This window comes from Mycolicibacter sinensis, from assembly GCF_001667945.1.
GTDB classification, from domain to species: Bacteria; Actinomycetota; Actinomycetes; order Mycobacteriales; family Mycobacteriaceae; genus Mycobacterium; species Mycobacterium sinense_B.
Genome location: NZ_LZJK01000018.1, coordinates 1 through 26,788 on the forward strand (window position 1 = coordinate 1; position 26,788 = coordinate 26,788).

At 67.5% G+C, this 26,788-nt stretch carries 21 protein-coding genes; 3 read left to right on the plus strand and 18 right to left on the minus strand.

The genetic code is table 11. The features are described from left to right. The 8 genes from A5694_RS01050 to A5694_RS01085 form a co-directional block, all read right to left on the minus strand. Positions 1-499, minus strand: a 499-nt coding sequence (locus A5694_RS01050) for an FAD-dependent oxidoreductase (RefSeq protein WP_165605177.1), incomplete at its 3' end; no start/stop codon positions are given. 34 nt (positions 500-533) lie between these two features. Continuing rightward, a complete protein-coding gene (locus A5694_RS01055) occupies positions 534-1,364 on the minus strand; it encodes a mycofactocin-coupled SDR family oxidoreductase (RefSeq protein WP_082952450.1) in 831 nt (276 codons plus the stop codon). A 51-nt stretch (positions 1,365-1,415) separates the two neighbouring features. After that, the gene (locus A5694_RS01060) at positions 1,416-2,219 is read right to left on the minus strand and encodes an SHOCT domain-containing protein (protein WP_064920006.1); all 804 of its coding nucleotides are present in this window, start codon (positions 2,217-2,219) and stop codon (positions 1,416-1,418) included. A gap of 105 nt (positions 2,220-2,324) precedes the next feature. Continuing rightward, a complete protein-coding gene (gene tuf, locus A5694_RS01065; RefSeq protein ID WP_064920007.1) occupies positions 2,325-3,515 on the minus strand; it encodes an elongation factor Tu in 1,191 nt (396 codons plus the stop codon). A 90-nt stretch (positions 3,516-3,605) separates the two neighbouring features. Beyond that, positions 3,606-5,708, minus strand: a complete 2,103-nt coding sequence (fusA, locus tag A5694_RS01070) for an elongation factor G (protein ID WP_064920008.1) — start codon at positions 5,706-5,708, stop codon at positions 3,606-3,608. A 71-nt stretch (positions 5,709-5,779) separates the two neighbouring features. Continuing rightward, positions 5,780-6,250 (minus strand): 30S ribosomal protein S7, encoded by a 471-nt coding sequence (gene rpsG, locus A5694_RS01075; RefSeq protein WP_019738494.1) that lies wholly within the window; start codon positions 6,248-6,250, stop codon positions 5,780-5,782. Further along, positions 6,250-6,624: a 30S ribosomal protein S12 gene (rpsL, locus tag A5694_RS01080; RefSeq protein WP_003879423.1), complete on the minus strand. Its 375-nt coding sequence runs from the start codon at positions 6,622-6,624 to the stop codon at positions 6,250-6,252. Before rpsL ends, rpsG begins: the two co-directional genes overlap by 1 nt. 254 nt (positions 6,625-6,878) lie before the next feature. Next, entirely contained in the window at positions 6,879-7,508 is a 630-nt protein-coding gene (locus A5694_RS01085) for a TetR/AcrR family transcriptional regulator (protein WP_064920009.1), read from the minus strand. A gap of 158 nt (positions 7,509-7,666) precedes the next feature. Here A5694_RS01085 and A5694_RS01090 point away from each other — a divergent pair, with 158 nt between their 5' ends. Both A5694_RS01090 and A5694_RS01095 read left to right on the plus strand, forming a co-directional pair. Then, positions 7,667-8,032: a DUF3060 domain-containing protein gene (locus A5694_RS01090; RefSeq protein ID WP_064920010.1), complete on the plus strand. Its 366-nt coding sequence runs from the start codon at positions 7,667-7,669 to the stop codon at positions 8,030-8,032. Then, entirely contained in the window at positions 8,029-8,421 is a 393-nt protein-coding gene (locus tag A5694_RS01095) for a DUF3060 domain-containing protein (protein ID WP_064920011.1), read from the plus strand. The genes A5694_RS01090 and A5694_RS01095 overlap by 4 nt, the downstream gene beginning before the upstream one ends. Before the next feature lie 25 nt (positions 8,422-8,446). On the opposite strand, the gene A5694_RS01100 is transcribed toward A5694_RS01095, so the two are convergent. The 10 genes from A5694_RS01100 to A5694_RS01145 all read right to left on the minus strand — a co-directional run bounded on the left by A5694_RS01100 (position 8,447) and on the right by A5694_RS01145 (position 25,986). Then, entirely contained in the window at positions 8,447-9,211 is a 765-nt protein-coding gene (locus tag A5694_RS01100) for a crotonase/enoyl-CoA hydratase family protein (protein ID WP_064920012.1), read from the minus strand. Further along, positions 9,208-9,945: a PaaX family transcriptional regulator C-terminal domain-containing protein gene (locus tag A5694_RS01105; protein WP_234786454.1), complete on the minus strand. Its 738-nt coding sequence runs from the start codon at positions 9,943-9,945 to the stop codon at positions 9,208-9,210. The genes A5694_RS01100 and A5694_RS01105 overlap by 4 nt, the downstream gene beginning before the upstream one ends. 3 nt (positions 9,946-9,948) lie before the next feature. Continuing rightward, complete coding sequence (locus A5694_RS01110; RefSeq protein ID WP_064920014.1) at positions 9,949-10,884, minus strand: crotonase/enoyl-CoA hydratase family protein; 936 nt, start codon at positions 10,882-10,884, stop codon at positions 9,949-9,951. Between the two features lie 6 nt (positions 10,885-10,890). Continuing rightward, a complete protein-coding gene (locus A5694_RS01115; RefSeq protein WP_064920015.1) occupies positions 10,891-12,528 on the minus strand; it encodes an acyl-CoA dehydrogenase family protein in 1,638 nt (545 codons plus the stop codon). A 353-nt stretch (positions 12,529-12,881) separates the two neighbouring features. Beyond that, entirely contained in the window at positions 12,882-13,640 is a 759-nt protein-coding gene (locus A5694_RS01120; protein ID WP_064920016.1) for a deoxyribonuclease IV, read from the minus strand. 67 nt (positions 13,641-13,707) lie between these two features. Further along, positions 13,708-15,222, minus strand: a complete 1,515-nt coding sequence (locus A5694_RS01125) for a hypothetical protein (RefSeq protein WP_064920017.1) — start codon at positions 15,220-15,222, stop codon at positions 13,708-13,710. A gap of 171 nt (positions 15,223-15,393) precedes the next feature. Next, positions 15,394-19,344, minus strand: a complete 3,951-nt coding sequence (locus A5694_RS01130) for a DNA-directed RNA polymerase subunit beta' (RefSeq protein WP_064920018.1) — start codon at positions 19,342-19,344, stop codon at positions 15,394-15,396. 38 nt (positions 19,345-19,382) lie between these two features. Further along, positions 19,383-22,937 (minus strand): DNA-directed RNA polymerase subunit beta, encoded by a 3,555-nt coding sequence (locus tag A5694_RS01135; protein WP_109535553.1) that lies wholly within the window; start codon positions 22,935-22,937, stop codon positions 19,383-19,385. A gap of 370 nt (positions 22,938-23,307) precedes the next feature. Beyond that, complete coding sequence (locus A5694_RS01140) at positions 23,308-24,360, minus strand: ABC transporter ATP-binding protein (protein WP_064920020.1); 1,053 nt, start codon at positions 24,358-24,360, stop codon at positions 23,308-23,310. A 96-nt stretch (positions 24,361-24,456) separates the two neighbouring features. Beyond that, positions 24,457-25,986 (minus strand): carotenoid oxygenase family protein, encoded by a 1,530-nt coding sequence (locus tag A5694_RS01145; protein ID WP_064920021.1) that lies wholly within the window; start codon positions 25,984-25,986, stop codon positions 24,457-24,459. Positions 25,987-26,046: 60 nt separating this feature from the next. On the opposite strand from A5694_RS01145, the gene A5694_RS01150 reads away from it, so the two are divergent. Next, positions 26,047-26,745 carry a TetR/AcrR family transcriptional regulator gene (locus tag A5694_RS01150; RefSeq protein ID WP_064920022.1) on the plus strand — a complete coding sequence of 233 codons (699 nt, stop codon included), beginning with the start codon at positions 26,047-26,049 and terminating at the stop codon, positions 26,743-26,745. Positions 26,746-26,788 lie beyond the last annotated feature (43 nt).

Here is a 26,788-nt window from a genome sequence, read left to right on the forward strand (position 1 = left end):
TGCGCAGGCTGGCCGCCGCTTCGCAGCCGATGAAGCCGGCACCGATCACCACCGCACGGCGGGCGGCCGCGGCGTCGCCGCGCAGCACCAGACTGTCGTCGAACGATCGGACCACCCGGATGCCGTTGAGCTCGCCGAGGCTGGGGATGCGCCGCGGCACCAGCCCGGTGGCGATGACGAGCTGGTCGTAGGGCAGCACGGTGCCGTCGGCGAGGGCCACCGTCTGCGCTGCGGTGTCGACGCCGCGGGCGCCGCAGCCCAGCCGCAGGTCGATGTCGCGCGAGGCGTAGAACTCCGGCGGCTCCAAGGTGGTGTCGTCGCGTTCGCCGCGCAACACGTCCTTGGTCAGCGGCGGCCGGTCATAGGGCAGGCGGGTCTCGTCGGAGACGATGGTGATCGGCCCGGCGTACTCCTCGCGGCGCAGTTCCTCGGCGGTCCGCACCGCCGCGAGGCCGCCGCCGACGATGACTACTCCCTGTTTGGGCCCGTGTTCGGGCACGTCGCTTCCCCTCGTTGTGATCCCAGCAGAGCGCTCAGTATTTCAAAGCGCCCTTGTCGACCGGGATCTGCACACCCGTCAGGACGCCGGAGCCGTCGCCGGCGAGCCAGACAACCACCTCGGCGACTTCTTCGGACGTCATGAAACCGTTGGGGCGCAACGGCATCGGCGGGAAGGCGTGCAGGAAATCGGGGTGCTCCCCGAAGATCTTGGCCATCACCTGCGGCTCGATCATCGGGGTGTCCACAGAGTACGGGTGAATGGAGTTGACCCGGATGCCGTGCTCGCCGACCTCCAGCGCCAGGGTGTTGGTCAGGGCCACCAGGGCGTGCTTGGATGCCGCATAGTGACCGTTGCCCGGGGTGGCTTTCAACCCGGCCGAGGAGCTGACGATCACGATCGAGCCGCCGTTGCCGGCCTCGATCATCGCCGGCACCGCCGCCCGGATGGTGCGCCAGGTGCCGGTCAGGTTGACGTCGATGACGGTGTTCCACTGTTCGTCGGTCAGCTCCCAGAGCCGGCCCCAGCTCAGCACCCCGGCGTTGGCCACCAGCACGTCCAGGCGGCCGAACTGCTCCACCCCGTCGGAGACCAGGGCACGCAGCGCGGCGTCATCGCGGACGTCGACGGCGCGGGCCAGCACCTTGCGGCCGTGGGACTCGACGCCGCGGACCATCTCGGCCAGATCGTCGGGTGTGGCCGCCGGGTAGGTGATGGCCTCCGACGCCGGAGCGCAGATGTCGGCGGCGATGATGTCGACGCCCGCGGCCGCCAATCGGATCGCGTGGGCCCGGCCCTGGCCGCGCGCCGCACCGGTGACCAACGCCACCTTGCCCGCCAAGTTGTGGTTCTGGTTCTCGCTCACGCGACGAGGCTAGCAGCTGGAACTGGAACGTGTTCTATTGCCGGGGGACCTTCACAGGTCCGCGATGATCTGCTGACGTTTCTGGGCGTACTCCGCGTCGGTCACCACCCCCTGTTTGCGCAAGGCGTCCAATTCCTGCAACCGCTCCCCGGCCGACCGCGGCTCCGGGACCTCAGGAGCCGGCACGCCGGCACGCTGCTCGGCGGCCCGCCGGACCACCGCGGCCACCTGTTGGCGCACCACCGGATTGGACCGGATGTCGATCGTGCCCTGCACCGGGACGCCGTTGGCCCGCAGGATCTGGAAGATCTCCATCAGCGGGCCGTCCTGGCCGGTCAGGTCGTAGGTCCGGTTCTCCTCGGCCAGGGTGAACTGGGCGGGCACCGTGCCGCTCAGCAGCGCACTGCGCTGCCAGTCGATTTGGTAGCTGTTGGTGGCCGGGTCGACCAGGACGGCCAGTTTGCGCCCGGAGATCAGCGGCATCCGGGTCACCGAGGCGATCACCCGGTCCTGGGTGTCGAACGGCGTCAGGCCCGTGCCCTCGATATGCAGGTCGAGTTTGACCAGGGGCTGGTCGTTGATCCGGGTGCCGGTCTCCTGGATGCCGGTCACCTGCGCCAGGGCCAGCACGCCGTGCTGTTCCAGAAATTCGTTCTTGGCCGCCGATTTCGCGCCGTAGTCGGTCATCCACAACGCGGCCAGGACGTCGCAGAACGTGACCAGCAGCCCGGTGTAGAACATCCATTTCAGGTCCGCCAGCTGGCCCGTCGCGAAATAGACGACCAGGAAGATCGGTCCGACCAGGCCGCCGAAGCCCAGCACCATGGCCTGGGCCTTCACATAACGCCACAACATGGGCGTCACATTAGCGCTGGTCACCGGTGCCCACCCCGCAGATCCAAAAGCCCCCTTTCCACACCGGGAAAGGGGGCCTTCGGGTCTGCTCGCGCAGAGAAGGTGTTACTTGATGATCTTGGTGACCCGGCCGGCGCCGACGGTGCGGCCACCCTCGCGGATGGCGAACCGCAGACCCTCGTCCATGGCGACGGGCTGGATCAGCTTCACGCTCATCTCGGTGTTGTCACCGGGCATCACCATCTCGGTGCCCTCCGGCAGCGTCACCACACCGGTCACGTCGGTGGTGCGGAAGTAGAACTGCGGGCGGTAGTTGGTGAAGAACGGCGTGTGGCGGCCGCCCTCGTCCTTGGACAGGATGTAGGCCTGGCCCTCGAACTCGGTGTGCGGGGTGGTGGTGCCGGGCTTGACCACAACCTGGCCACGCTCGACGTCCTCACGCTTGATACCGCGGATCAGCAGACCGACGTTGTCACCGGCCTGGCCCTGGTCCAGCAGCTTGCGGAACATCTCCACACCGGTCACGGTGGTCTTGGTGACCTCGTTGCGGATGCCGACGATCTCGACTTCCTCGTTCACGTTGATCACACCGCGCTCCACACGACCGGTGACCACGGTGCCACGACCGGTGATGGTGAAGACGTCCTCAACCGGCATCAGGAACGGCTTGTCGGTGTCACGCACCGGGTCCGGGATGGACTCGTCGACGGCCTCCATGAGCTCCTCGACGGACTTGACCCACTTCTCGTCGCCCTCGAGCGCCTTCAGAGCCGACACCCGGACCACCGGGGCCTCCTCGTCGAACTCCTGGGCGGCCAGCAGCTCGCGGACCTCCATCTCGACGAGCTCGAGGAGCTCCTCGTCGTCGACCATGTCCGACTTGTTCAGCGCCACCAGGATGTAGGGCACGCCGACCTGACGGGCCAGCAGCACGTGCTCGCGGGTCTGCGGCATCGGGCCGTCGGTGGCCGCGACCACCAGGATCGCGCCGTCCATCTGGGCAGCACCGGTGATCATGTTCTTGATGTAGTCAGCGTGGCCCGGCGCGTCGACGTGGGCGTAGTGCCGCTTCTCGGTCTGGTACTCCACGTGGGAGATGTTGATCGTGATACCGCGCTGCCGCTCCTCGGGAGCGTTGTCGATCTGGTCGAACGCACGCGACTCGTTCAGGTCCGGGTACTTGTCGTGCAGAACCTTGGTGATAGCTGCGGTCAGCGTGGTCTTGCCGTGGTCAACGTGACCGATGGTCCCGATGTTGACGTGCGGCTTCGTCCGCTCGAACTTCGCCTTCGCCACTTCTTGTCCTCCTGGACTTGTTGGTGCTGGGTTACAGCAGGGTTGATCTTTTTTAGTTTGTGCCACCGTAGCGGCACGGGCGGGTGGTGCTTATTCGCCCGTCGCCTTGGCGATAATCTCCTTCGCCACCTGCGCCGGCACTTCGGCGTAGGAGTCGAACACCATGGAGTAGTTCGCCCGGCCCTGGGTCTTCGACCGGAGGTCTCCGACGTAGCCGAACATCTCCGACAGCGGAACCTGCGCCTTGACGACACGCGCACCGCTGCGCTCCTCCATGGCCTGGATCTGGCCACGGCGGGAGTTCAGGTCGCCGATCACATCGCCCATGTAGTCCTCGGGCGTGGTGACCTCGACGGCCATGATCGGTTCCAGGATCACCGGCTGCGCCGCTGCGGCAGCCTTCTTCAGCGCCTGCGAGCCGGCCACCTTGAAGGCCATCTCAGAGGAGTCGACGTCGTGGTACTGACCGTCGAGCAGGGTGACCTTCAGGTTGACCAGCGGGTAACCGGCCAGCACACCGTACTGCATGGCGTCCTGGGCACCGGCGTCCACCGCGGGGATGTACTCGCGGGGGATGCGGCCACCGGTGACCTTGTTCTCGAACTCGTAGGTTGCGCCGTCCTCGCCGGTGAACGGCTCGACGTCGATGATGACCTTCGCGAACTGGCCCGAGCCACCCGTCTGCTTCTTGTGGGTGTACTCGACCTTCTCCACCTTGCGGCGGATGGTCTCCTTGTAGGCCACCTGCGGCTTGCCGACGTTGGCCTCGACCTTGAACTCGCGGCGCATCCGGTCCACCAGGATGTCCAGGTGCAGCTCGCCCATGCCGCCGATCACGGTCTGACCGGTCTCGGAGTCCTGGTGCACCTTGAAGGTCGGGTCCTCTTCCGCCAGCTTCTGGATCGCGATGCTGAGCTTTTCCTGGTCGCTCTTGGTCTTGGGCTCGATCGCCACCTCGATGACCGGCGCCGGGAACGTCATCGACTCCAGCACGATCTGGTGGTTGGGGTCGCACAGCGTGTCACCGGTGGTGGTGTCCTTGAGGCCGATCACCGCGTAGATGTGGCCGGCAGAGACCGATTCGACCGGGTTCTCCTTGTTGGAGTGCATCTGGAACAGCTTGCCCAGCCGCTCCTTCTTGCCCTTGGTCGAGTTGATCACCTGGGCGCCGGACTCCACCTTGCCGGAGTAGACCCGCACGTAGGTCAGCTTGCCGAAGAACGGGTGCACCGCGATCTTGAACGCCAGCGCCGAGAACGGCTCGTCGACGCTGGGCTTGCGGCTGATGACCTCGTCTTCCTTGCCCGGCACGTGGCCCTGCACCGACTCCACGTCCAGCGGCGACGGAAGGTAGTCGATCACCGCGTCCAGCATCGGCTGGACACCCTTGTTCTTGAACGCGCTGCCGCACAGCACCGGGTACAGCTCGGAGGCCACCGTCAGCTTGCGGATGCCGGCCTTGATCTCCTCGACCGAGAGCTCCTCGCCACCGAGGTACTTCTCCAGCAGCGCCTCGTCGGTCTCGGCGACGGCCTCCAGCAGCGCGGTCCGGTACTCCTCGGCCTTGTCGGCCAGATCGGCCGGGATCTCGACGGTGTCGTAGGTTTCACCGAGCTTGGTCTCGCCGCGCCACACCTTGGCGTTCATCTCGACCAGGTCGACGATGCCCTCGAAGTCGTTCTCCGCGCCGATCGGCAGCTGGATAACCAGCGGACGCGCGCCGAGGCGTTCCTCGATGGTGCGCACGGTGAAGTAGAAGTCCGCGCCCAGCTTGTCCATCTTGTTGACGAAGCAGATCCGCGGCACGTCGTACTTGTCGGCCTGCCGCCACACCTGCTCGGACTGCGGCTCGACGCCCTCCTTGCCGTCGAACACGGCGACAGCGCCATCGAGGACCCGCAGGGACCGCTCCACCTCGACGGTGAAGTCGACGTGACCCGGGGTGTCGATGATGTTGATCTGGTTCTTGTTCCAGAAGCAGGTCACCGCGGCGGAGGTGATGGTGATGCCGCGCTCCTGCTCCTGCTCCATCCAGTCGGTGGTCGAGGCGCCGTCGTGCGTCTCACCGATCTTGTAGTTGACGCCGGTGTAGTACAGGATCCGCTCGGTCGTCGTCGTCTTACCGGCATCGATGTGCGCCATGATGCCGATGTTGCGGACCTTGTTCAGGTCGGTCAGCACGTCCTGTGCCACAGCAGTCTTCCCACTCTGTCGATTACTTCAATTGCTTGTTGTCGCCGGGACCGGCGGCTACACCCGCAGGATCACCAGCGGTAGTGCGCGAAGGCCCGGTTCGCCTCGGCCATCTTGTGGGTGTCTTCCCGGCGCTTCACCGAGGCACCCAGCCCGTTGCTGGCGTCGAGGATCTCGTTGGCCAGCCGCTCGATCATGGTCTTCTCCCGGCGCTGCCGCGAGAAGCTCACCAGCCAGCGCAGCGCCAGCGTGGTGGAGCGCTCGGCCCGCACCTCGACCGGAACCTGGTAAGTGGCACCACCGACGCGGCGGCTGCGCACCTCCAGAGCCGGCTTGACGTTGTCCAGTGCGCGCTTGAGCGTCACGACCGGGTCGGTGCCGGTCTTGTCGCGTGCCTGCTCCAGCGCGCCGTAGACGATGCGCTCGGCCAGCGACTTCTTGCCGGCCAGCAACACCTTGTTGACCAGCTGGGTGACCAGCTGCGACCCGTAGACCGGGTCGGAAACCAGCGGACGCTTGGGAGCGGGACCCTTGCGCGGCATCAGCTCTTCTCCTTCTTGGCGCCGTAGCGACTGCGGGCCTGCTTGCGGTTCTTGACCCCCTGGGTGTCCAGCGAGCCGCGGATGATCTTGTAGCGCACACCCGGCAGGTCCTTCACCCGGCCACCACGCACCAGCACCATCGAGTGCTCCTGCAGGTTGTGGCCCTCGCCCGGGATGTAGGCGGTCACCTCGACCTGGCTGGTCAGCTTGACGCGGGCCACCTTGCGAAGCGCCGAGTTCGGCTTCTTCGGGGTGGTGGTGTACACGCGGGTGCACACGCCGCGACGCTGCGGGCTGCCCTTGAGGGCCGCAGTCTTGACTTTGCCGATCTTGTCGCGGCGACCCTTGCGGACCAGCTGCTGAATGGTTGGCATCTACCGGCTTCCTGTATCGCTGTTCAAACTCTGTAAAACATGTCAGTCTGTGCCCTACCGCTACCCCGCGGTCGGGCGTGTCGCATGCGCCGGCCTCGGATCGCTCCGCTGCATAATGGACATGCGAATTGGGCCAGGCGCGCGCGTTATGTCACCAAACGCGCCTCGGTGGCCAGGCACGAGCTACCACAATACCCGGCTGGACTCCGGCAGGTCAAAGCGCGTCGCCCCGGCCGCTTCGGCCTCTGCCGCAGCTACTCGGTGCGGCTCTCCATCGCCGAAGCCAGCCGGCGCACCATGTCCGAGAAGATCGCGTCGGTGTCGACGTCGTCCATCACCCCGGTCATCTCCAGCAGCACGAAACCGTGCATCGCCGCCCAGAACTCCAACGCCGCGTGAAACGCCCGCTCACCGTCGAGCCCGTAGGACGACAGCACCTCGATCACCGGGGCGGCGGCACGGGTGGCCGCGGCGGTGTACTCCGGGTCCTCACCCCCCAGCGGCATCCGGGTGAACGCCGAATAGCGGCCCGGGTGATGGTGGGCGTAGCTGCGGTAGGCGCCGGCCATCACCAGCACCGCGTCGTCGCGGGCCCGGCCCTGGCCGACCTGGGTCAGCATCTCGAGGATGTCGTCGATCACCCGCATCCGCATCGCGCGGCGCAGGTCACCCAGGCTGTGCACGTGGTTGTACAGCGACGGGCCCTTGGTGCCGAGCTGGGTGGCCAGCGCATTGATGGTCAGCGCATCCCAGCCCTCGCGGTCCAAGAAGTTCAGCGCGGCGTTGACGATGACCTCCCGACTCAGCTTGACCGGGCGTGCCCCCGATTTGCCGTTGCCACGCGAGCGACCGCCCGCCGCCGGCAGGTCTGGTCGAGCTGACATGACGGTTGCCCTTCGTAACAGTGCGTGCCGGACCGATGAGACGGATGTGAGATCAGCAAAGAACTCTAATCCACGGGTAACCGGGGGAACCCGCGTACGGCCGAGCCGACGCGTCGTAAGCTTTGCCGAAATCGCATCCGGCGAGAGGGGCACGGGAGATGAGATGGACCGCGCTGGGTGCTGCGCTGCTGTGTTTCGCCGGCGGTTCGCTGGGTAGCGCCGCGAGCGCACACGCCGTGCCCGGCGACATCCACATCTACGGGGTGCACGAAACCCGCACCCTGGACTGCAACGGCGGCACCCTGTTCGTCAACGGGGTCAACCTCACCGTGCACGCGTTCGGGGACTGCTGGGCGGTGACCATGCAGGGCTCGCAGAACACCGTCATCGCGGAGACCATCGTCAACGACGTCACCGTCTACGGCTACGACCAGACCGTCTACTACCACAACGGCGACCCGCTGCTGTTCGACCGCGGACGTGAGCTGGGCATGACCAACCGGCTCGCCCGCGTACCGGCGTGACCCGGCGAGCACCTCTGGTCGTCGGCGTCGCGATCACGACACTGCTGTGCGGGCTGACCGGCTGCGCCGGTTCGCCGGAGGTGCCCCCGGTCCGGCGCCTGCCGGCGAGCGCGGATCCCAACCTGATCGACTACGGCTCGGTCGGGACGACGTCGGCGGTGGACTGCGCCGACGGTAAGTCGCTTCTCGTGGCCGGATCCAACAACAAGTTGACGGTGCGGGGCCGCTGCGAGGCGGTGAACGTCGCCGGGGCCGACAACCGGATCACCGTCGAGCGCGTCGAGAAGTCCTTGACGGTCACCGGGCTCAACAACTCCGTCACCTACCGCGGCGGCGAGCCGACGGTGGACGATCGCGGGTCGGGCAACACCATCGCCGGCAAGCGCTGATCCGGGGCGTCAGGCGGGGCCGACGTCAGGCTTTTGCGCCGTGCCGGCCGGCGCCGCCGGCGAACCGGCCCGCCCCGTGTACCGCCTCGTCGGCCACCCGCGACAAACTGGCGAACTCCTGATCCATGGCGTGGGCTTCCGTCATCCCCCACTGCCGCAGCGCCGACAGCCGATCCGAGCGCAGGCAGCCCTGCGGCAGCTCGGCGAGCTCACCGGCCAATTGCTCGGCCGCGGCGCGGGCCTGCCCCTTGGGCACCACGCGGTTGGCCAATCCGATCGCGTGCGCCTCGTCGGCGTCCACCGCCCGGCCGGTGAGGATCAGGTCCATGGCGCGGCTGTGGCCGATCAGCCGGGGCAGCCGCACCGTGCCACCGTCGATGAGCGGCACCCCCCAGCGCCGGCAGAACACCCCGAACACGGCGTCGGCCTCGGCGACTCGCATGTCGCACCACAGCGCCAGCTCCAGGCCGCCGGCCACCGCATAGCCGCTCACCGCGGCGATCACCGGCTTGGACAGCGTCATCCGGGTCGGGCCCATCGGCCCCGGTCCGCTGCGGTGGGTCTGGTTGGCTTTCTCGGTGCCGAATGCTTTGAGATCGGCTCCGGCACAGAAGGTTCCGTGATCCCCCCACAGCACCGCCACCGACGCGGTGTCGTCGCGGTCGAAGTCGGCGAAGGCCTGATACAGCGCGGCCGCGGTCGGCCCGTCGACGGCGTTGCGCGCCTCCGGCCGGTTCAGGATCACCGTGGTGACCGCACCGTTGCGCTCCACCCGCACCGCGTCCGTCATGATCGCACCTCCACCGTTTGGGCCGCATCGCGCCGTTCCGCCACTTCGTCGACGAACTCCGCGTAGCGACTGCGGATCCGCTCCCCCGGCCAGTCCGGTGGCAGCAGTTCGGCCGGCAGCACCGGGTCGCGGCGCAGGTGGCGCACCATGGCCGCGGCGACGATGAAGCGATCGGGCACCTCGGGGGCCTGCGCCATCTCGGCCAGCAATCCGTTGCCGGTGGCGGCCCACCCGGTCAGGTCCCACAGCTTGCCGGCGAGGTCGGCCGGGTGTTCGTCCCGCGCGGTGAGCAGCCGGATGTAGGGGGACAGACCAGCACCCAGATCAACATCGATGTTGTCCGGCCGCATCCAAAACCCTTCGCGCAGTTCGGCGAATCGCCGCTCGGTGAGCCCGGACCGCAACGCTGCCCGGGTCCGGGCGTCGCAGCCGACGCTGGTGATCACCACGGCGATCCAGTCGCCGCCCCAGGGGCGGGTGCGCGGATTCAGCGCCTCGTCCTGCCGGCGCTGACGTTCCAGCAGTCGTTCGGAGAGTCCGTAGCCCTGCGCGGAGCGGACCAGATCCCCGGCCGCGACCAGCCGGGTCAGCGCCACCCGCATAGCGGTTTCCTTGATGCCGAAACCCGCTGTGAGCCTGAGCAATTCAGCCGACGTAGCCGAGGCGGGATGCGCGCCCAGCAGCACCGATAGCACCACCGAGCGGGCCGTCATACGAACTGGTGCCTCGGTCATCGCTTAGACCCCGGAAGCCTGTCGGCCGTAGTCCCCGAACGGCTCGTCGCGGTGTCGCACCGCGTCGCGGAAGCCGTGCGCCACCGCGTCGGCGACGAACGCGTGACCCTCCGGGGTGTGCCGCGCCACCCCGTCGAAGACGGTGCTGACCATCCGGCTCGTCGCCACCCCCTGTTGCAGCAGTGCGGTGTTGAGCGCCAGCTTGGCCATGATCAGCTGGTTGACCGGCATGGCCGCGATGCGGCCTACCAGTCGTTCGGTGCGCTCATCGAGATCGGCCGGATCGGGCGCCTCGATCGCCAGGCCCCATTCGGCGGCTTGGGCGCCGGTGATGCAATCCCCGGTCAGCAGAAGGCGTTTGGCGCGCTGGTCGCCGAGCCGGTGCGCCCACAGCCCGGCCGCCGGCACGCCCCACACCCGCATCGGCGGGTAGCCGATCTTGGCGTCGGAGGCGGCGATCACCTGGTCGGCGTGCAAGGCGATGTCGGTGCCGCCGGCCACACAGTAGCCGTGGATCTTGACCACGGTCGGTTTGTCGGCGTGCATCAGCGAGGCGAAGCCCCGGACGAACCGGCTCATCATCTGGTAGTCGATCATCGGATCCCAGGGCTGGTCCGGGCGATGATTGGTGGCCTGGACCTTGCCGTCGAGCACGCTGCCCCGGTAGTTCTCACCGCCCGCCGACGACGATCCCTCCGCATAAGCACCCAGGTCGAACCCGGCGCAGAATCCCTCGCCGCGGCCCGACACCAGGATCACGTGCACGTTCGGGTCCAGGTCGGCGCGCTCCACCAGGGCCGACAGTTCCAGTGGCGTGTCGGCGGTGATGGCGTTGCCCTTCTCCGGGCGGTTAAAGGTGATCCGGGCGATGCGGTCGGTGACCTCGTAGGTCATCGTCCGCAGGTTGTCGAACTCGACCGGGGCGATGTGGTGCCGCACGCCGGGTCAGCCCTTGACCAGGGCGCGTTCGAGGATCGGGCTGAGATCCAGGCCGGCCGGCAGGGTGCCGAACGCGCCGCCCCACTGCCCGGCGAACCGGGTCGCCAAGAACGCCTCGGCGACAGCGGGGTGACCGTGCCGGACCAGCAGCGCGCCCTGCAGCGCCAGGCAGATGTCCTCGGCGATCTTGCGGGCCCGGTACTGGGCGCCATCAATGTCGGAGAGGTCGCCCAGCTGCGCTTTGAGGGCGTCGACGTGAGCGTCCAGCCGGGGGTCCTGCCCGGCACTGCCCGCCAGCTCGTCGAAGAGCACCGCCACCGATTCGGGCTGGGTGGCCAGCGCCCGCAGCGTGTCCAGGGCGCTGACGTTGCCCGAACCCTCCCAGATGCCCATCAGCGGCGCCTCCCGGTACAGCCGCGGCATCAACGAGTCCTCGATGTAGCCGTTGCCACCCAGGCATTCCATCGCCTCGGCGGCGTGCGGGGTGGCACGCTTGCACACCCAGTACTTGGTGGCCGCCAAGCCGATCCGGCGCAGCAGCCCCTCCCGGTCGTCACCCCCGACCGCCTTGTCGGTGGCGCCGGCCATCCGCATGGTGACCATGGTGGCGGCCTCGGCCTCCACCGCCAGGTCTGCCAGCACGTTGCGCATCAACGGCTGATCAATCAGGTAGGCGCCGAAGGCCTTTCGGTGCTGAGCGTGATAGATGGCGCGGGCCAGCCCCATCCGCATGCTGGTGGCACTGCCCAGGGCGCAGTCCAGCCGGGTGAGGTTGACCATCTCGATGATGACCGAGACGCCGCGGCCCTCTTCCCCCACCAGCCAGGCAGTGGCGCCGTCGTACTCGATCTCGCTGGAGGCGTTGGCGTGGTTGCCGAGCTTGTCCTTGAGCCGTTGCAGCCGCATCCGGTTGCGGGTGCCGTCCGGCAACACCCGGGGCAGGAAGAAGCAGCTCAGACCGCCCGGCGCCTGGGCGAGCACCAGGAACACGTCACACATCGGCGCGGAGGTGAACCACTTGTGCCCGGTCAGGGTGTAGCTGCCGTCATCGTTGGGCACCGCGGCGGTGGTGCCGGCGCGCACATCCGAGCCGCCCTGCTTCTCGGTCATCGACATGCCCGCGGTGATGCCGGCCTTGGTGGCGGGCACCTTGAGCACCGGGTCATATACCCGGCTGGTCAACAGCGGCTCGTAGGTTTTGGCCAGTTCGGCGTTGTACCGCAGCGCCGGGACGATCGCGTAGGTCATCGAGATCGGACACATGTGGCCGGGCTCGGCGGTCCACACCCCGGTCTGGGCGGCACGTACCACATGGGCGCCCGGCCGCGGGTCGGCCCAGGGCGCGGCGTGCAGGCCGTGCGCGATCGCGGTGCGCATCAGCTCGTGGTAGGCGGGGTCGTACTCCACCTCGTCGATGCGGTTGCCGACGACGTCGTGGGTGTGCAGCACGGGCCGGTTACGGTCGGCCAGGGCACCCCAGCGCTGGGTCTGTCGCGAGCCGGAGATGGCGCCGAGCTCAGTAACCTCGTCGACGCCCCACTGACCGCCCTCGCGGATCAGTGCTTCGATGAGAACCGGCGATGAGGCCGGGTTGTAGCCCTCCAACGGAGGGACCTGGTTGGTGACGATATGCGTGTCGGCCATAGCGCAGTATTACAGTATTTCGACGCACGCACAATAGATGTAACTACAGTTATGGCCGGCAAATAAAACGGCGGTCACGGCCCGAGGTCGGGAGGTTCCAGGCCGTGACCGCCGCGTCTATGGGGCGCCGCGCTATGGGCTGCTCATTCCTGCCGCACCGCCACGGTGCCGCTTCGTCATCAGGACTGTTCCCGCCAGTTGGCACGCGCAAGCCGTCTTTACTGGCGGAGTCATAGCAAATTGATAGCACACCGCCAACCGCTTGTCATCTGTTTCATGGGAAATCAGTCCAAACGGATGATTAAAAGCGGGTGTTACAACGATCAGTCTGGGACGTGGGTCCCGGCGGCAGGTCAGCCGACGCGCTCCTTCAGGAAGGCGATGTCGGCCTTGCGGCCCTCGTCGGCGGTCTCGCAGATGACCGGGGCGCCGGCGGCCTTGACCACGGCGACCAGCAGGTCAGGATCGATCTGGCCGGTCCCGAAGTTGGCGTGGCGGTCCCGGCCGGAGCCGGCGGCGTCCTTGGAGTCGTTGCAGTGCACCAGGTCGATGCGGCCGGTGATGCCCTTGATCCGTTCCACGGCGTCGGGCAGGGACTCCCCGGCCGCCCAGGTGTGGCAGGTGTCCAGGCAGAACCCGACCCCGGTGTCGCCGATGTGGTCCCAGAGCTTGGCGATGGTGTCGAAGCGCCGCGCCATCGCGTGCTCGCCTCCAGCGGTGTTCTCCAGGTACACCGGGACGGTGGTCTCCAGCTGGTCCAGCGCCTTGCGCCACCGGACGAACCCAGCCTCGGGATCGTCGTCGTCGGCGGTGACGTGTCCGCCGTGCACGATCACCGCGGCAGCGCCGATGTCGGCGGCGGCATCGCAGGTCTGCTGCAACACCGTGCGCGAGGGGATGCGCACCCGGTTGTTGGGCGAGGCCACGTTGATCAGGTACGGCGCGTGGACGTAGATGGGCAGCGCGGCCTGCCGCAGGCGCTCGGCGTCCTCCCGCGGTTTGGGCGGCTTCCAGCTCTGCGGGTTGCCGAGGAAGATCTGCACCGTATCGGCGCCGTCCGCCTCCGCGGCCGCCAACGGATCAGCAGGGCGCACATGGGAACCGATCAACACGGCGGTCAGCTTAGTTCGGCGACGATGCCGGCGAGGGAGGAGCCGACTGAGGAGCCGGACAGTCGGCTTAGTTCGGCGACGATGCCGGCGAGGGAGGAGCCGGAGGGTCAAACTCCTCCCAGGTGTGCACCGGTTGGTTGGTGTGCATCTGCGCGCAGTAGCGGCGCAGCATCTCCGCCAGCGCGTCCGGGCGGGTCATGCCCTGCGCCTGCAACGCCTGGACCGTCGACACCTGCCAGGTGGCACCGTTGCGACCCGAGGCGACCCGGCCCTCGATGATGCCGAGAAACCGGTCGGACACCTCGGCCGCCACCCCCCACTCGTCGAGGCCTTGGCGGGCCATCGGGAGCAGCTCGCGCCGGGTCAGCTCGGCGACACTGACCTCGCCCAGCTCCGGCCAGTACAGCCGGGCATCCATGCCGTGGCGAGCGGCCGCGCGAAAGTTGTGATGCGCGACGGCAAAACTCATCTGGGTCCACAGCGGGCGTCGTTCCCGGGCCATCCGCCGCAGCAGGCCGTAGTAGAAGACCGCGTTGGCCAGCATGTCGGCGACCGTCGGTCCCGACGGCAACACCCGGTTCTCCACCCGCAGATGCGGCCGTCCGTCCACCACGTCATAAACCGGCCGATTCCACCGGTACACCGTCCCGTTGTGCAGGCGCAGCTCGGCCAGCTGCGGTGTGCGGCCTTGCGCCAGCTCGGCGGCCGGATCCTCCTCGGAGATCTCCGGCAGCAGCGACGGGAAGTAGCGCACGTTCTCCTCGAACAGGTCGAAGATCGAGGTGATCCACCGCTCGCCGAACCACACCCGGGGCCGCACGCCCTGGTTCTTCAGCTCGTCGGGGCGGGTGTCGGTGGATTGCGCGAACAACTCGACCCGGGTCTCCGCCCACAGCCGGTGACCGAAGAAGTACGGCGAGTTGGCGCCGAGCGCCAGCTGGGGTCCGGCCAGCACCTGGGCGGCGTTCCAGTGGTCGGCGAATTGGGCCGGCGAGACCTGCAGGTGCAGCTGCATGCTGGTGCACGCCGATTCCGGTGCGATGGTCGCCGCGTGCAGGGCGAGCGGTTCGGGGCCGTCGATGTCGATGGCGAGGTCTTCGCCTCGTGCGGCGAAGATCGAATCGTTGAGCGCCGCATACCTGGCCGAGTCGCTCATCCAGTCACCCGTCAGGTGCTCGGGCATCAGGGTGGGCAGAATGCCGATCATCACGATGCGGGCCCCGTCGGCGTGGGCTTTGGCCTCGGCGGCATTGAGGCTGGCGCGCACGTCGGCCTCCAGCTCCAGCCCCAGGCGTCCGGGCAGCGGCCGGGGCGCGACGTTGAGTTCGATGTTGTAGGCGCCCAGCTCGCGCTGGTAGGCCGGGTCATCGATCGCGGCGAGCACGTTGGCATTGGCCATCACCGGCCGGTAGTCGGCGCCGATCAGGTTGGCTTCGATCTCCATGCCGGTCAGCGGCTGGTCGCAGTCGAAGCTGGACTGCGCCAGCATCGTCTCGAAAACGTCGAGGCACTGTTGGATCTTGCGCCGGTAGAGCTGACGTTGGGTGCGACTGTAGTCGGTGCGGTTGACCTCGTCCCCCATGCCCACGATGCAACCTGCTGGGCGCGGGCACCGCAACCCGAGTGCAGGTGCTCGTCGTTCGCCGAATCGGAATCTGGCGACAGGACACGCCGTGAATCCGTCGCCAGATTCCGATTCGGCAGGAGGCATGAGAAAAGCCCCGGGCGCACCCGGGGCTTTCTCGTCGTTGATCTAGCGGTAGTCGCTGTAGCCGTAGTCGTCCAGCGGCACCGCGGCACCGGTGGCCGCGCCGAAGTCCGGGCTGTAGTACTGATCCTCGTAGGACGGGATCGTGTACGCAGCGGCCCGGGCCTCCTCGGTCGGCTGCACCGCGATGTTGCGGTACCGGTTGATGCCGGTGCCGGCCGGGATCAGCTTGCCGATGATCACGTTCTCCTTCAGACCCTGCAGCTTGTCGCTGCGGCAGTTGATCGCCGCATCGGTCAGCACGCGCGTGGTCTCCTGGAACGACGCCGCGGAAAGCCACGAGTCGGTGGCCAGCGACGCCTTGGTGATACCCATCAGCACCGGACGCCCGGCCGCGGGCTCGCCGCCCTCGGCCACCACCCGACGGTTCTCGGTCTCGAACTCGGCCCGCTCGGTCAGCGAACCGGGCAGGAACTCCGTGGCGCCCGAGTCGATGATGGTCACCCGGCGCAGCATCTGCCGGACGATCACCTCGATGTGCTTGTCGTGGATCGACACGCCCTGGGCCCGGTAGACCTGCTGGACCTCCTTGACCAGGTGGATCTGCACCTCGCGGGGACCCTGCACGCGCAGCACCTCGTGCGGGTCGGCCGAGCCCTCCATGAGCTGCTGGCCGACCTCGACGTGGTCGCCGTCGGACAGCAGCCGCTCGGAGCCGTCCTCGTGCTTGAACACCCGCAGCCGCTGACGCTTGGGCAACTTGTCGTAGACCACTTCCTCGCCGCCGTCGTCCGGCACGATCGTGATCTTGTAGAACTTGTCGCCCTCTTCGAGCTGCACCCGTCCGGCGACGTCGGCGATCGGCGCCTTGCCGCGCGGGATGCGGGCCTCGAACAGCTCCTGCACGCGCGGCAGACCGCCGGTGATGTCCTCACCGACACCACCCTGGTGGAAGGTGCGCATGGTCAGCTGGGTACCCGGCTCACCGATGGACTGGGCCGCGACGATGCCGACAGCCTCGCCGATGTCGACCAGCTTGCCGGTGGCCATCGACCGGCCGTAGCAGGTCGCACACACCCCGGTTCCGGTGGCACAGGTCAGCACCGAGCGCACCTTCACCTGCGAGATGCCGGCGGCCAGCAGCGCCTCGATCGACGGGTCACCCAGGTCGTGGCCCCGCTCGATGACGACGTTGCCCTTGTCGTCAACCGCGTCGACCGCCAACGTGCGGGCGTACGCCGAGGTCTCGATGAACGGGTCGCGGATCAGCGATCCGTCCGGCTGGGTCTCGGCCAGCTCGACGATGATGCCGCGCTCGGTGCCGCAGTCGTGCTCGCGCACGATCACGTCCTGCGAGACGTCCACCAGACGACGGGTCAGGTAACCCGAGTCGGCGGTACGCAATGCGGTGTCCGCCAAGCCCTTTCGGGCGCCGTGGGTGTTGATGAAGTACTCCAGCACCGTCAGGCCCTCGCGGAAGGAGGACTTGATCGGCCGCGGGATGAACTCACCCTTGGGGTTGGTCACCAGACCCTTCATGCCGGCCAGCGTCCGGGTCTGGGTGAAGTTACCCGTCGCACCGGAGTCGACGATGGTGATGATCGGGTTGTCGGCCGGGTAGTGGTCACGCAGCGCCTGACCCACTTCCTCGGTGGCTTCCTTCCAGATCTCCACCAGCGCCTCGTTGCGCTCGTCGTGGTTGAGAGCACCGCGCTGGAACTGCTTTTCGACCTTGTCGGCCCGCTCCTCGTAGGAGTCGAGGATCTCCTTCTTGCGCGGCGGCACCAGCACGTCGGCCATCGAGACGGTGACCCCCGACCGGGTGGCCCAGTAGAAGCCCGCGTCCTTGAGCTTGTCCACGGTCTGGGCGACCACGATCATCGGGTAGCGCTCGGCCAGGTCGTTGATGATGACGGCCTGAACCTTCTTGTGCATCTGCTTGTTGACGAACGGATACCCGGTCGGCAGCAGCTCGTTGAACATCACCCGGCCCAGCGTGGTCTCGGCCATCCAGGCGTCGCCCGGGCGCCAGCCGTTGGCGCCGAACAGCTCGGCCTCCACCTCGGCCGGTGGCCGCAGCTGGTCCAGGCGCACCTTGATCTTGGCCCGCACGGAAAGCGCACCGCGATCGACGGCCATGATCGCCTCGGCCGGCGAGGAGTACACGCCGGTCTCCGGACGGTCCTTGGCGGCCGGGGTGTATTCGCCTGTGTCACCTTCGATCTCGGTGGTCAGGTAGTACAGCCCGGTCACCATGTCCAGTCGCGGCATGGCCAGCGGACGGCCCGAGGCCGGCGACAGGATGTTGTTGGACGACAGCATCAGGATGCGTGCCTCGGCCTGCGCCTCGGCGCTCAGCGGCAGGTGCACGGCCATCTGGTCGCCGTCGAAGTCGGCGTTGAAGGCCTCACACACCAGCGGGTGCAGCTGAATGGCCTTGCCCTCCACCAGCTGCGGCTCGAAGGCCTGGATACCCAGGCGGTGCAGCGTGGGTGCACGGTTGAGCAGCACCGGGTGCTCGGCGATGACCTCTTCGAGGACGTCCCACACCTGGGGACGCTGCCGCTCCACCATCCGCTTGGCACTCTTGATGTTCTGCGCGTGGTTGAGGTCGACCAACCGCTTCATCACGAACGGCTTGAACAGCTCCAGTGCCATCAGCTTGGGCAGACCGCACTGGTGCAGCTTGAGCTGCGGACCGACCACGATGACCGAACGGCCCGAGTAGTCGACACGCTTACCGAGCAGGTTCTGCCGGAACCGGCCCTGCTTGCCCTTGAGCAGATCGGAAAGCGACTTCAGCGGGCGGTTGCCCGGGCCGGTGACCGGCCGGCCGCGTCGGCCGTTGTCGAACAGCGCGTCGACGGACTCCTGCAGCATCCGCTTCTCGTTGTTGACGATGATCTCGGGCGCGCCGAGGTCGATCAGTCGCTTCAACCGGTTGTTGCGGTTGATGACCCGGCGGTACAGGTCGTTGAGGTCGGACGTGGCGAACCGGCCACCGTCGAGCTGCACCATCGGGCGCAGCTCCGGCGGGATCACCGGCACCGCGTCGAGCACCATGCCCATCGGCGAGTTGCCCGACTGCTGGAACGCCGCAACCACCTTCAAACGCTTCAGGGCGCGAAGCTTCTTCTGCCCCTTGCCGTTCTTGATGGTGTCGCGCAGCGACTCGGCCTCGGCGTCGATGTCGAAGTTCTCGATCAGCTTCTGGATCGACTCGGCACCCATCGCACCGGTGAAGTACTCGCCGTAGCGGTCCACCAGCTCGCGGTAGACGGTCTCGTCGACGATCAGCTGCTTGGGCGCCAGCTTGACGAAGGTGTCCCAGATGTTGTCGAGCCGGTCCAGCTCACGCTGGGCGCGGTCCCGGATCTGGCGCATCTCGCGCTCGCCACCATCGCGGACCTTGCGCCGCACATCGGCTTTCGCGCCTTCGGCCTCCAGTTCGGCCAGGTCGGCCTCCAGCTTCTGGGCGCGCGCCTCCAGGTCGGCGTCCCGCTGGTCCTCGACGGCCTTTTTCTCGACGACCATCTCGGCTTCCAGGGTGGACAGCTCGTTGTGGCGCATCTCGGTGTCGACGCTGGTGATGACGTAGGCCGCGAAGTAGATGATCTTCTCGAGGTCCTTGGGCGCCAGGTCCAGCAGGTAGCCCAACCGGGACGGCACGCCCTTGAAGTACCAGATGTGGGTGACCGGGGCGGCCAGTTCGATGTGGCCCATCCGCTCACGACGCACCTTGGCACGGGTCACCTCAACGCCACAGCGCTCACAGATGATGCCCTTGAAGCGCACGCGCTTGTACTTGCCGCAGTAGCACTCCCAGTCGCGAGTCGGTCCGAAGATCTTCTCGCAGAACAGGCCGTCCTTCTCCGGCTTGAGCGTGCGGTAGTTGATCGTTTCCGGCTTCTTGACCTCACCGTAGGACCATTGCCGGATGTCCTCCGCGGTCGCCAGGCCGATGCGGAGCTCATCGAAGAAGTTGACGTCTAGCACGTAACTCCCTTTCCCCTTGCGGGTTTAGTAGCCAATAACTAAGCGAGGTCTTCCACCGAAGCGGATTCGTTGCGGGACAGGTTGATTCCCAAGTTGGCGGCTGCCCGCTCCAGGTCCTCGTCCTCGCCTTCGCGCAATTCGATCGCCGCGCCGTCCTTCGCCAGCACCTCGACGTTGAGGCACAGCGACTGCAGCTCTTTGAGCAACACCTTGAACGACTCCGGAATACCCGGCTCGGGGATGTTCTCGCCCTTGACGATCGCTTCGTAGACCTTGACGCGGCCGACGGTGTCGTCGGACTTGATGGTCAGCAACTCCTGCAGCGTGTACGCCGCACCGTAGGCCTGCATGGCCCAGCACTCCATCTCACCGAAACGCTGGCCACCGAACTGCGCCTTACCGCCCAGCGGCTGCTGGGTGATCATCGAGTACGGGCCGGTGGAGCGGGCGTGGATCTTGTCGTCCACCAGGTGGTGCAGCTTCATGATGTACATGTAGCCGACGGTCACCGGGTAGGGGAACGGCTCACCGGAGCGGCCGTCGAACAGCATCGCCTTGCCGTCGCCGTTGACCATGACCTCGCCGTCGCGGTTGGGCAGCGTCGACGACAGCAGGCCCTGCAGCTCGGCCTCCTGGGCGCCGTCGAACACCGGGGTCGCGGTGCGGGTGTCCGGCCCGGCCGAGTACAGCTCCTCGGGGAGCTTGTCGGCCCAGTCCGGCACCCCGGCCGCCACATCGATGTTCCAGCCGGTCTTGGCGATCCAGCCCAGGTGGGTCTCCAGGATCTGACCGATGTTCATCCGTCGCGGCACACCGTGGGTGTTCAAGATGATGTCGACCGGGGTGCCGTCCGGCAGGAACGGCATGTCCTCGGCCGGCAGGATCTTGCCGATGACGCCCTTGTTGCCGTGGCGGCCGGCCAGCTTGTCGCCGTCGGAGATCTTGCGCTTCTGCGCGACGTAGACACGCACCAGCTCGTTGACCCCGGCGGGCAGCTCGTCGTCGTCCTCGCGGGAGAACACCCGGATACCGATGACCTTGCCGGACTCGCCGTGCGGCACCTTCAGCGAGGTGTCCCGGACTTCCCGGGCCTTCTCACCGAAGATGGCGCGCAGCAGCCGCTCCTCGGGGGTCAGCTCGGTCTCACCCTTGGGCGTGACCTTGCCGACCAGGATGTCGCCGTCGCGGACCTCGGCGCCGATGCGGACGATGCCGCGCTCGTCGAGGTCGGCCAGCACCTCATCGGAGACGTTCGGGATGTCCCGGGTGATCTCCTCGGCGCCCAGCTTGGTGTCGCGGGCGTCGATCTCGTGCTCCTCGATGTGGATCGAGGTCAGCGTGTCCTCCTCGACCAGCCTGTTGGACAGGATGATCGCGTCCTCGTAGTTGTGCCCCTCCCACGGCATGATCGCCACGAGCAGGTTCTTGCCCAGGGCCATCTCGCCGTTGTCGGTGCACGGGCCGTCCGCGATGACCTGGCCGGCCTCCACCCGCTGGCCGGCGTCGACGATCGGACGCTGGTTGGCGCAGGTGCCGTGGTTGGACCGGTTGAACTTGCGCATCCGGTAGGTCTGCCGGGTGCCGTCATCGGCCATCACCGTGACGTAGTCGGCGGAGACCTCCTCGATGACGCCGGTCTTGTCGGCGACGATCACGTCACCGGCGTCGATCGCGGCGCGCAGCTCCATACCGGTGCCGACCAGCGGCGCTTCGCTGCGCACCAGCGGCACCGCCTGACGCTGCATGTTGGCGCCCATCAGGGCCCGGTTGGCGTCGTCGTGCTCCAGGAACGGGATCATGGCCGTGGCCACCGACACCATCTGGCGCGGCGAGACGTCCATGTAGTCGACCTCGGCCGACGACACGTATTCGACCTCGCCGCCCTTGCGGCGCACCAGGACCCGGTCCTCGGTGAAGCGGCCGTCGTCCTCCAGCGGCGAGTTGGCCTGCGCCACGACGTGGCGGTCCTCCTCGTCGGCGGTCAGGTAGTGGATCTCGTCGGTGACAACACCGTCGACCACCTTGCGGTAGGGGGTCTCGATGAAGCCGAACGGGTTGACCCGCGCGTACACCGACAGCGACCCGATCAGACCGATGTTCGGGCCTTCCGGTGTCTCGATCGGACACATCCGGCCGTAGTGGCTCGGGTGCACGTCACGCACTTCCAGGCCGGCCCGCTCACGGGACAGACCACCCGGCCCCAGCGCCGACAGGCGGCGCTTGTGGGTCAGACCCGACAGCGGGTTGTTCTGGTCCATGAACTGGGAGAGCTGGCTGGTGCCGAAGAACTCCTTGATCGCGGCGACCACCGGGCGGATGTTGATCAGGGTCTGCGGCGTGATGGCCTCGACGTCCTGGGTGGTCATCCGCTCCCGGACCACGCGCTCCATCCGCGACAGCCCGACCCGGATCTGGTTCTGGATCAGCTCACCCACGGTGCGCAGCCGCCGGTTGCCGAAGTGGTCGATGTCGTCGACCTCGACGGGCACCTCGACGCCGCCGGGCACCGTCATGGTGCCGGGCTGGCCGTCCTGCGCGGCCTGGTGCAACCGCACCAGGTACTCGATGGTGGCCACGATGTCCTCTTCGGTCAGCGTGGTCGGCGCCGACTCGACGTCGGCGGGCGCGGCCGGCAGGCCCAGCTTCTTGTTGATCTTGTAGCGCCCCACCCGGGCCAGGTCGTAGCGCTTCTCCTTGAAGAACAGGTTCTCCAGCAGGGTCTGCGCGGACTCCTTGGTGGGCGGCTCGCCCGGGCGCAGCTTGCGGTAGATGTCCAGCAGCGCCTCGTCAGAGTTGGCGGCGTTGTCCTTCTCCAGCGTCGACATCATGATCTCGGAGAAGCCGAACCGCTCCCGGATCGCCTCGCTGGTCCAGCCCAGCGCCTTGAGCAGCACGGTCACCGGCTGGCGGCGCTTGCGGTCGATCCGGACGCCGACCAGGTCGCGCTTGTCGACGTCGAACTCCAGCCAGGCACCGCGGCCCGGGATCACCTTGACCGAGTGCAGCGTCTTCTCGGTGGACTTGTCGATGCTGGCGTCGAAGTACACGCCCGGCGAGCGCACCAGCTGGGAGACGACGACACGCTCGGTGCCGTTGATGATGAAGGTGCCCTTCTCGGTCATCATCGGGAAGTCACCCATGAACACCGTCTGGCTCTTGATCTCACCGGTGTTGTTGTTGATGAACTCGGCGGTGACGAACAGCGGCGCGGCGTAGGTCATGTCCTTGTCGCGGCACTCCTCGACCGGCGCCTTGACTTCGTCGAACCGCGGGTCGGAGAACGACAGCGACATCGAGCCGGAGAAGTCCTCGATCGGCGACAGCTCCTCGAGCACGTCTTCGAGGCCACCCTTGGGCGTGGTGCCGGTCAGCTTGGCGACCTTCTCCCGCCACTCCGGCGCCCCGATCAGCCACTGGAACGAGTCAGTCTGCACGTCGAGCAGACCCGGAACCTCGAGCGGTTCGCGCAGCTTGGCGAAGGAGATCCGGTTGGGGGCCCCGGGCACGGAACTGTTGGGGGAATTTTGGGTGGTAGTACCTGAAGCGTTCTTCTTGCTCTGGCGGGAGACTGCCAAGATGCATCCTTCCAGCACCTAATGCGGCCAGCGGGTCCCGGCTCTCACCAGACCCCGTTCGCTGCGAATATCGACCGTTGGTTCGGCTGGCGAACGCTCTGTCCGGTCTCACGCACAGCCGAACCACGACGTCACAAACCTGAAACGAGCCGACGAATGCGACTCAGGCTGGTACTGCGGGGTCGGGCGCGGGTAAGGGTGGGCAGGAGGAAGCCAGCGCAACGTCCAACAATAGCGCAGGCTCGCGCATTCCTCAACTGCCGCGTCCCGGGGCCCTATCGGTGCTGGCTGGCCTCCGCCGGAGCCCGGAGCACAAACGCTGGTGACCAGATTGGACCGTTTACGTCCGTCCGTCAAGAGCTGACACGGGGCGGCCGGCAGCCAGATGTCAGCCCGGGGTGGTCGGCAGCGATGCGGTGGGCGCTTCGTCGGCTTCCGGGAACTCGTGCACCGCGTACTTGTGGGTGCCCTCGAGCTCGTCGCGGATCGCCGCCTGGGCGTTGGGGGGCAGGGTGTGCAGGATCTCCCGCACCCGCGCCTTGCGCCGAGCCACGGCCTTGCGCTCCGGCAGGCCGGGGGTCGCGCTGAGCTGCGGCGGGACCCCGAAGACCTCTTCGACGCCGCCGTCGCTCTGGCCGGCGGCCAGCATGGCCTCTTCGGCCGCCGCGGTCGCCTGGTCCTTCTCCTCGGACATGCCGATGGGGCCGATACGCCGGCCGTTGAGGAACTGGCGCACCACCGGCTCGTCGGAGGTCAGCAGCACCTCGCGCGGACCGAACATCACCAACTGCTTGCGGAACAGCATGCCCATGTTGTCCGGCACGGTGCGGGCGATGTTGATGTTGTGCGTGACGATCAGGATGGTGGCGTCGATCTGGGCGTTGATGTCGATCAGCAGCTGGCTCAGGTAGGCCGTGCGGACCGGGTCCAGGCCGGAGTCCGGCTCGTCGCAGAGGATGATCTGGGGGTCGAGGACCAGCGCGCGGGCCAGGCCGGCACGCTTGCGCATACCGCCGGAGATCTCACCCGGGAACTTGTAGCCGTCGTTGGGCATACCGACCATCTCGAGCTTCTCCATGACGATGTCACGGATTTCCTTCTCGGACTTCTTGGTGTGCTCCCGCAACGGGAAGGCGGTGTTGTCGTAGATGTTCATCGACCCGAACAGCGCGCCGTCCTGGAACAGCACCCCGAACAGCGTGCGGATCTCGTAGAGCTCCTTGGCCGAGCACTCCAGGATGTCGGTGCCGTCGATGACGATCGAGCCGCGCTCGGGCCGCAGCAGCCCGATCAGCGACTTCAGGAAAACCGACTTGCCGGTACCGGATGGCCCCAGCAGCACGCTGACCTCGCCCTCGGGAATGGTCATGGAGACGTCTTCCCAGATCCGGGCCGATCCGAAAGACTTGGTCAGCCCGTTTACCTCGATGGCGACACCCATTAGTGAGGTCCTTCCGCAAACTCTCGTCGTGCCACGTCCGCGCTTGTGGCTTGGGCCACTGTAGCGCACGGGTGCCGCCTGTAACGGCGGTCCGCCTCAGTCAGCCGGTGTCCAGTTTCCGTGGAAGCCCATCGGCACCCGCTGCGGCAGGTGCACGGTGGCCACCGTCTCACAGGTGGCGGCGTCGAGGATCAGTAGTTGGCCCTCGTCAGCACCGCGGTGGTGACCCATACCTATAAGGATGCCGTCATCTTCGCCTTGTCCGCCAGGGCGCGGCACGAACGACATCTCGCCGAGCACCAGCTGCGGGTCCAGCGGCGCGGTGATGCTCGATCCGGTCGCGTAGTCGTGCTTGTACAGCGCCGTCGACAGTTCGGCCTGGGTGTCGCCGATGAAGCCGCCGTTGATCCCGACGGTGTAGCCGAAGCGGTGCTTGCCGCCCAGCAGGGCCTCGTTGATCCGGGGGAACTCCTGCGGCCGGTCGTCGCGGGCCTCGGCGCTCACCGCGCCGGTGTCCAGGTTGATCGTCCAGCGGTCGAGTCGGGGCGGGGCGTCGCCGGGCCCGCGCCGGTCGGCGTCGAAGACCTTCGCGTAGCGCACCACGTCGAGCACCAGCAGCTCCTGCCCGGCCGACGAGACCTCGGAGTAGGCGTTGACCGGGTGGAAGACGTAGCACGGTTCGACGTCGAACCAGCGCACCTGCGCTTCCCCCGCCCGGACCCATCCCTGGGCTTCGCCCTCCCGCGCCATCACCCCGATGCGCGCCGGGTAATCGGGGTTCCACGCGTAGGGCAGCCCGGCCGGCGGGCGGCTGTCGCGGTTGACGATCGCGGTGACGGGGCTGGGCACCCGCACCTTGCCGACCAGGCTGCTCAGCACCAGCCGGGCGGGGGCTTTGAGCCAGCGGGGCATGCTGACCGGCAGCACCTGCGCCGCTTCGAAGGTGACCGGCAAGTCGTAGACCACCACATACTTCTCGGTCAGGGAGAAGTCGTGCATCATCGGCGACCCGCTCACCTCGATGTCGACGGTGCGCCGCGCCCGGCCGGCGTTGTCGATCACCGAGTACTGCACCGTGTTGCCGCGGGCGAACGAGTAGGACACCGCATGCAGCTCGCCGGTGACCGGGTCGCGGTGCGGGTGCGCGGTGTAGCCGCCCGCCAAGGTGCCGTCGAAGTCGCAGGTCCCCACGGTGTCGAGGTCGTCGGTCAGCTCGTAGTTGGCCACGCCGCCTTCGACCAGCGCCAGCGTCTTGCCGGCGTGACCGAGCACGTTGGTGTTGGGCCCGACGGACTGCATCCCGGCCGCCACGTCGATCCGGGCCGGCAGCGGTTCGCCCAGCGCGGCACAGACCGCCGGGGTACGCACCCACCGGTTGCGGTACCAGCGGGCCCGACCGTCCCCCAGCGCCACGCCGTGCACCATCGGGTCGCCGGTGAACCAGTGGTAGGTGGCCGGATCGACCTCGGCCACCGGGTTGGGCCCGTTGCGCAGGTAGCGGCCGTCGAGATAGTCCGGGATCTGTCCGGTCACGCGCAGCTCGGTGGCCGTCATCTCGGCGGACACCGGCCCCATGACGCCTTCCAGGTACGGGTTCGTCGAGGTGTGGCTGAGGCTGGTCGCCATGCGGACTCCTATAACAATGTTATTTCAATGTTATGGGTACGGTACGCCGACTGTGAAACCATGGCAACCGTGACTTCGCAGCCCGAACGCACCGTGCGCGACGAGCTGTTGCACGCGGCCGTGGCGCTGCTCAATGAGCACGGACCCGACGCGCTGCAGACCCGCAAGGTGGCCACCGCGGCCGGAACCTCGACGATGGCGGTCTACACCCATTTCGGCGGCATGCCCCAGCTGATCGCGGCGGTCACCGCGGAGGGCCTGCGCCAGTTCGACGCGGCGCTGAGCATCCCGCTCACCGAGGACCCGGTGGCCGACCTGCTGGCCGCCGGGATCGCCTATCGCAGCTTTGCCATCGAACGCCCGCACCTGTATCGGCTGATGTTCGGCAGTACCAGTGCGCACGGCATCAACGCGCCGGCTCAGAACATGCTCACGCTGAGCGTGGGCGACATCGACGTCCATGTCCCCAGCTTCGCCCACCTGGTGCGTGCTGTGCGCCGATCGATTCAGGCCGGCAGGATCCGCGGGGCGTCCAGCGGCGTCTCGGACGCTCAGGTGGTGGCGACCGCCGCGCAATTCTGGACGACGATGCACGGCTTCGTGATGTTGGAGCTGGCCGGGTTCTTCGGCGACGTGACCGCCTCCGACGGCGCGGCGGCCGCGGTGCTGAGTCCGATGGCCACGGCGCTGCTGGTCGCCCTCGGCGACACCCCCGAGCGGGTCGCGCAGTCGCTGGCCGCGGTGATCGGTCGGACCTGAAATAGCGCAAACCCCCGGGAGCCTGCGGCTTCCGGGGGTTTGG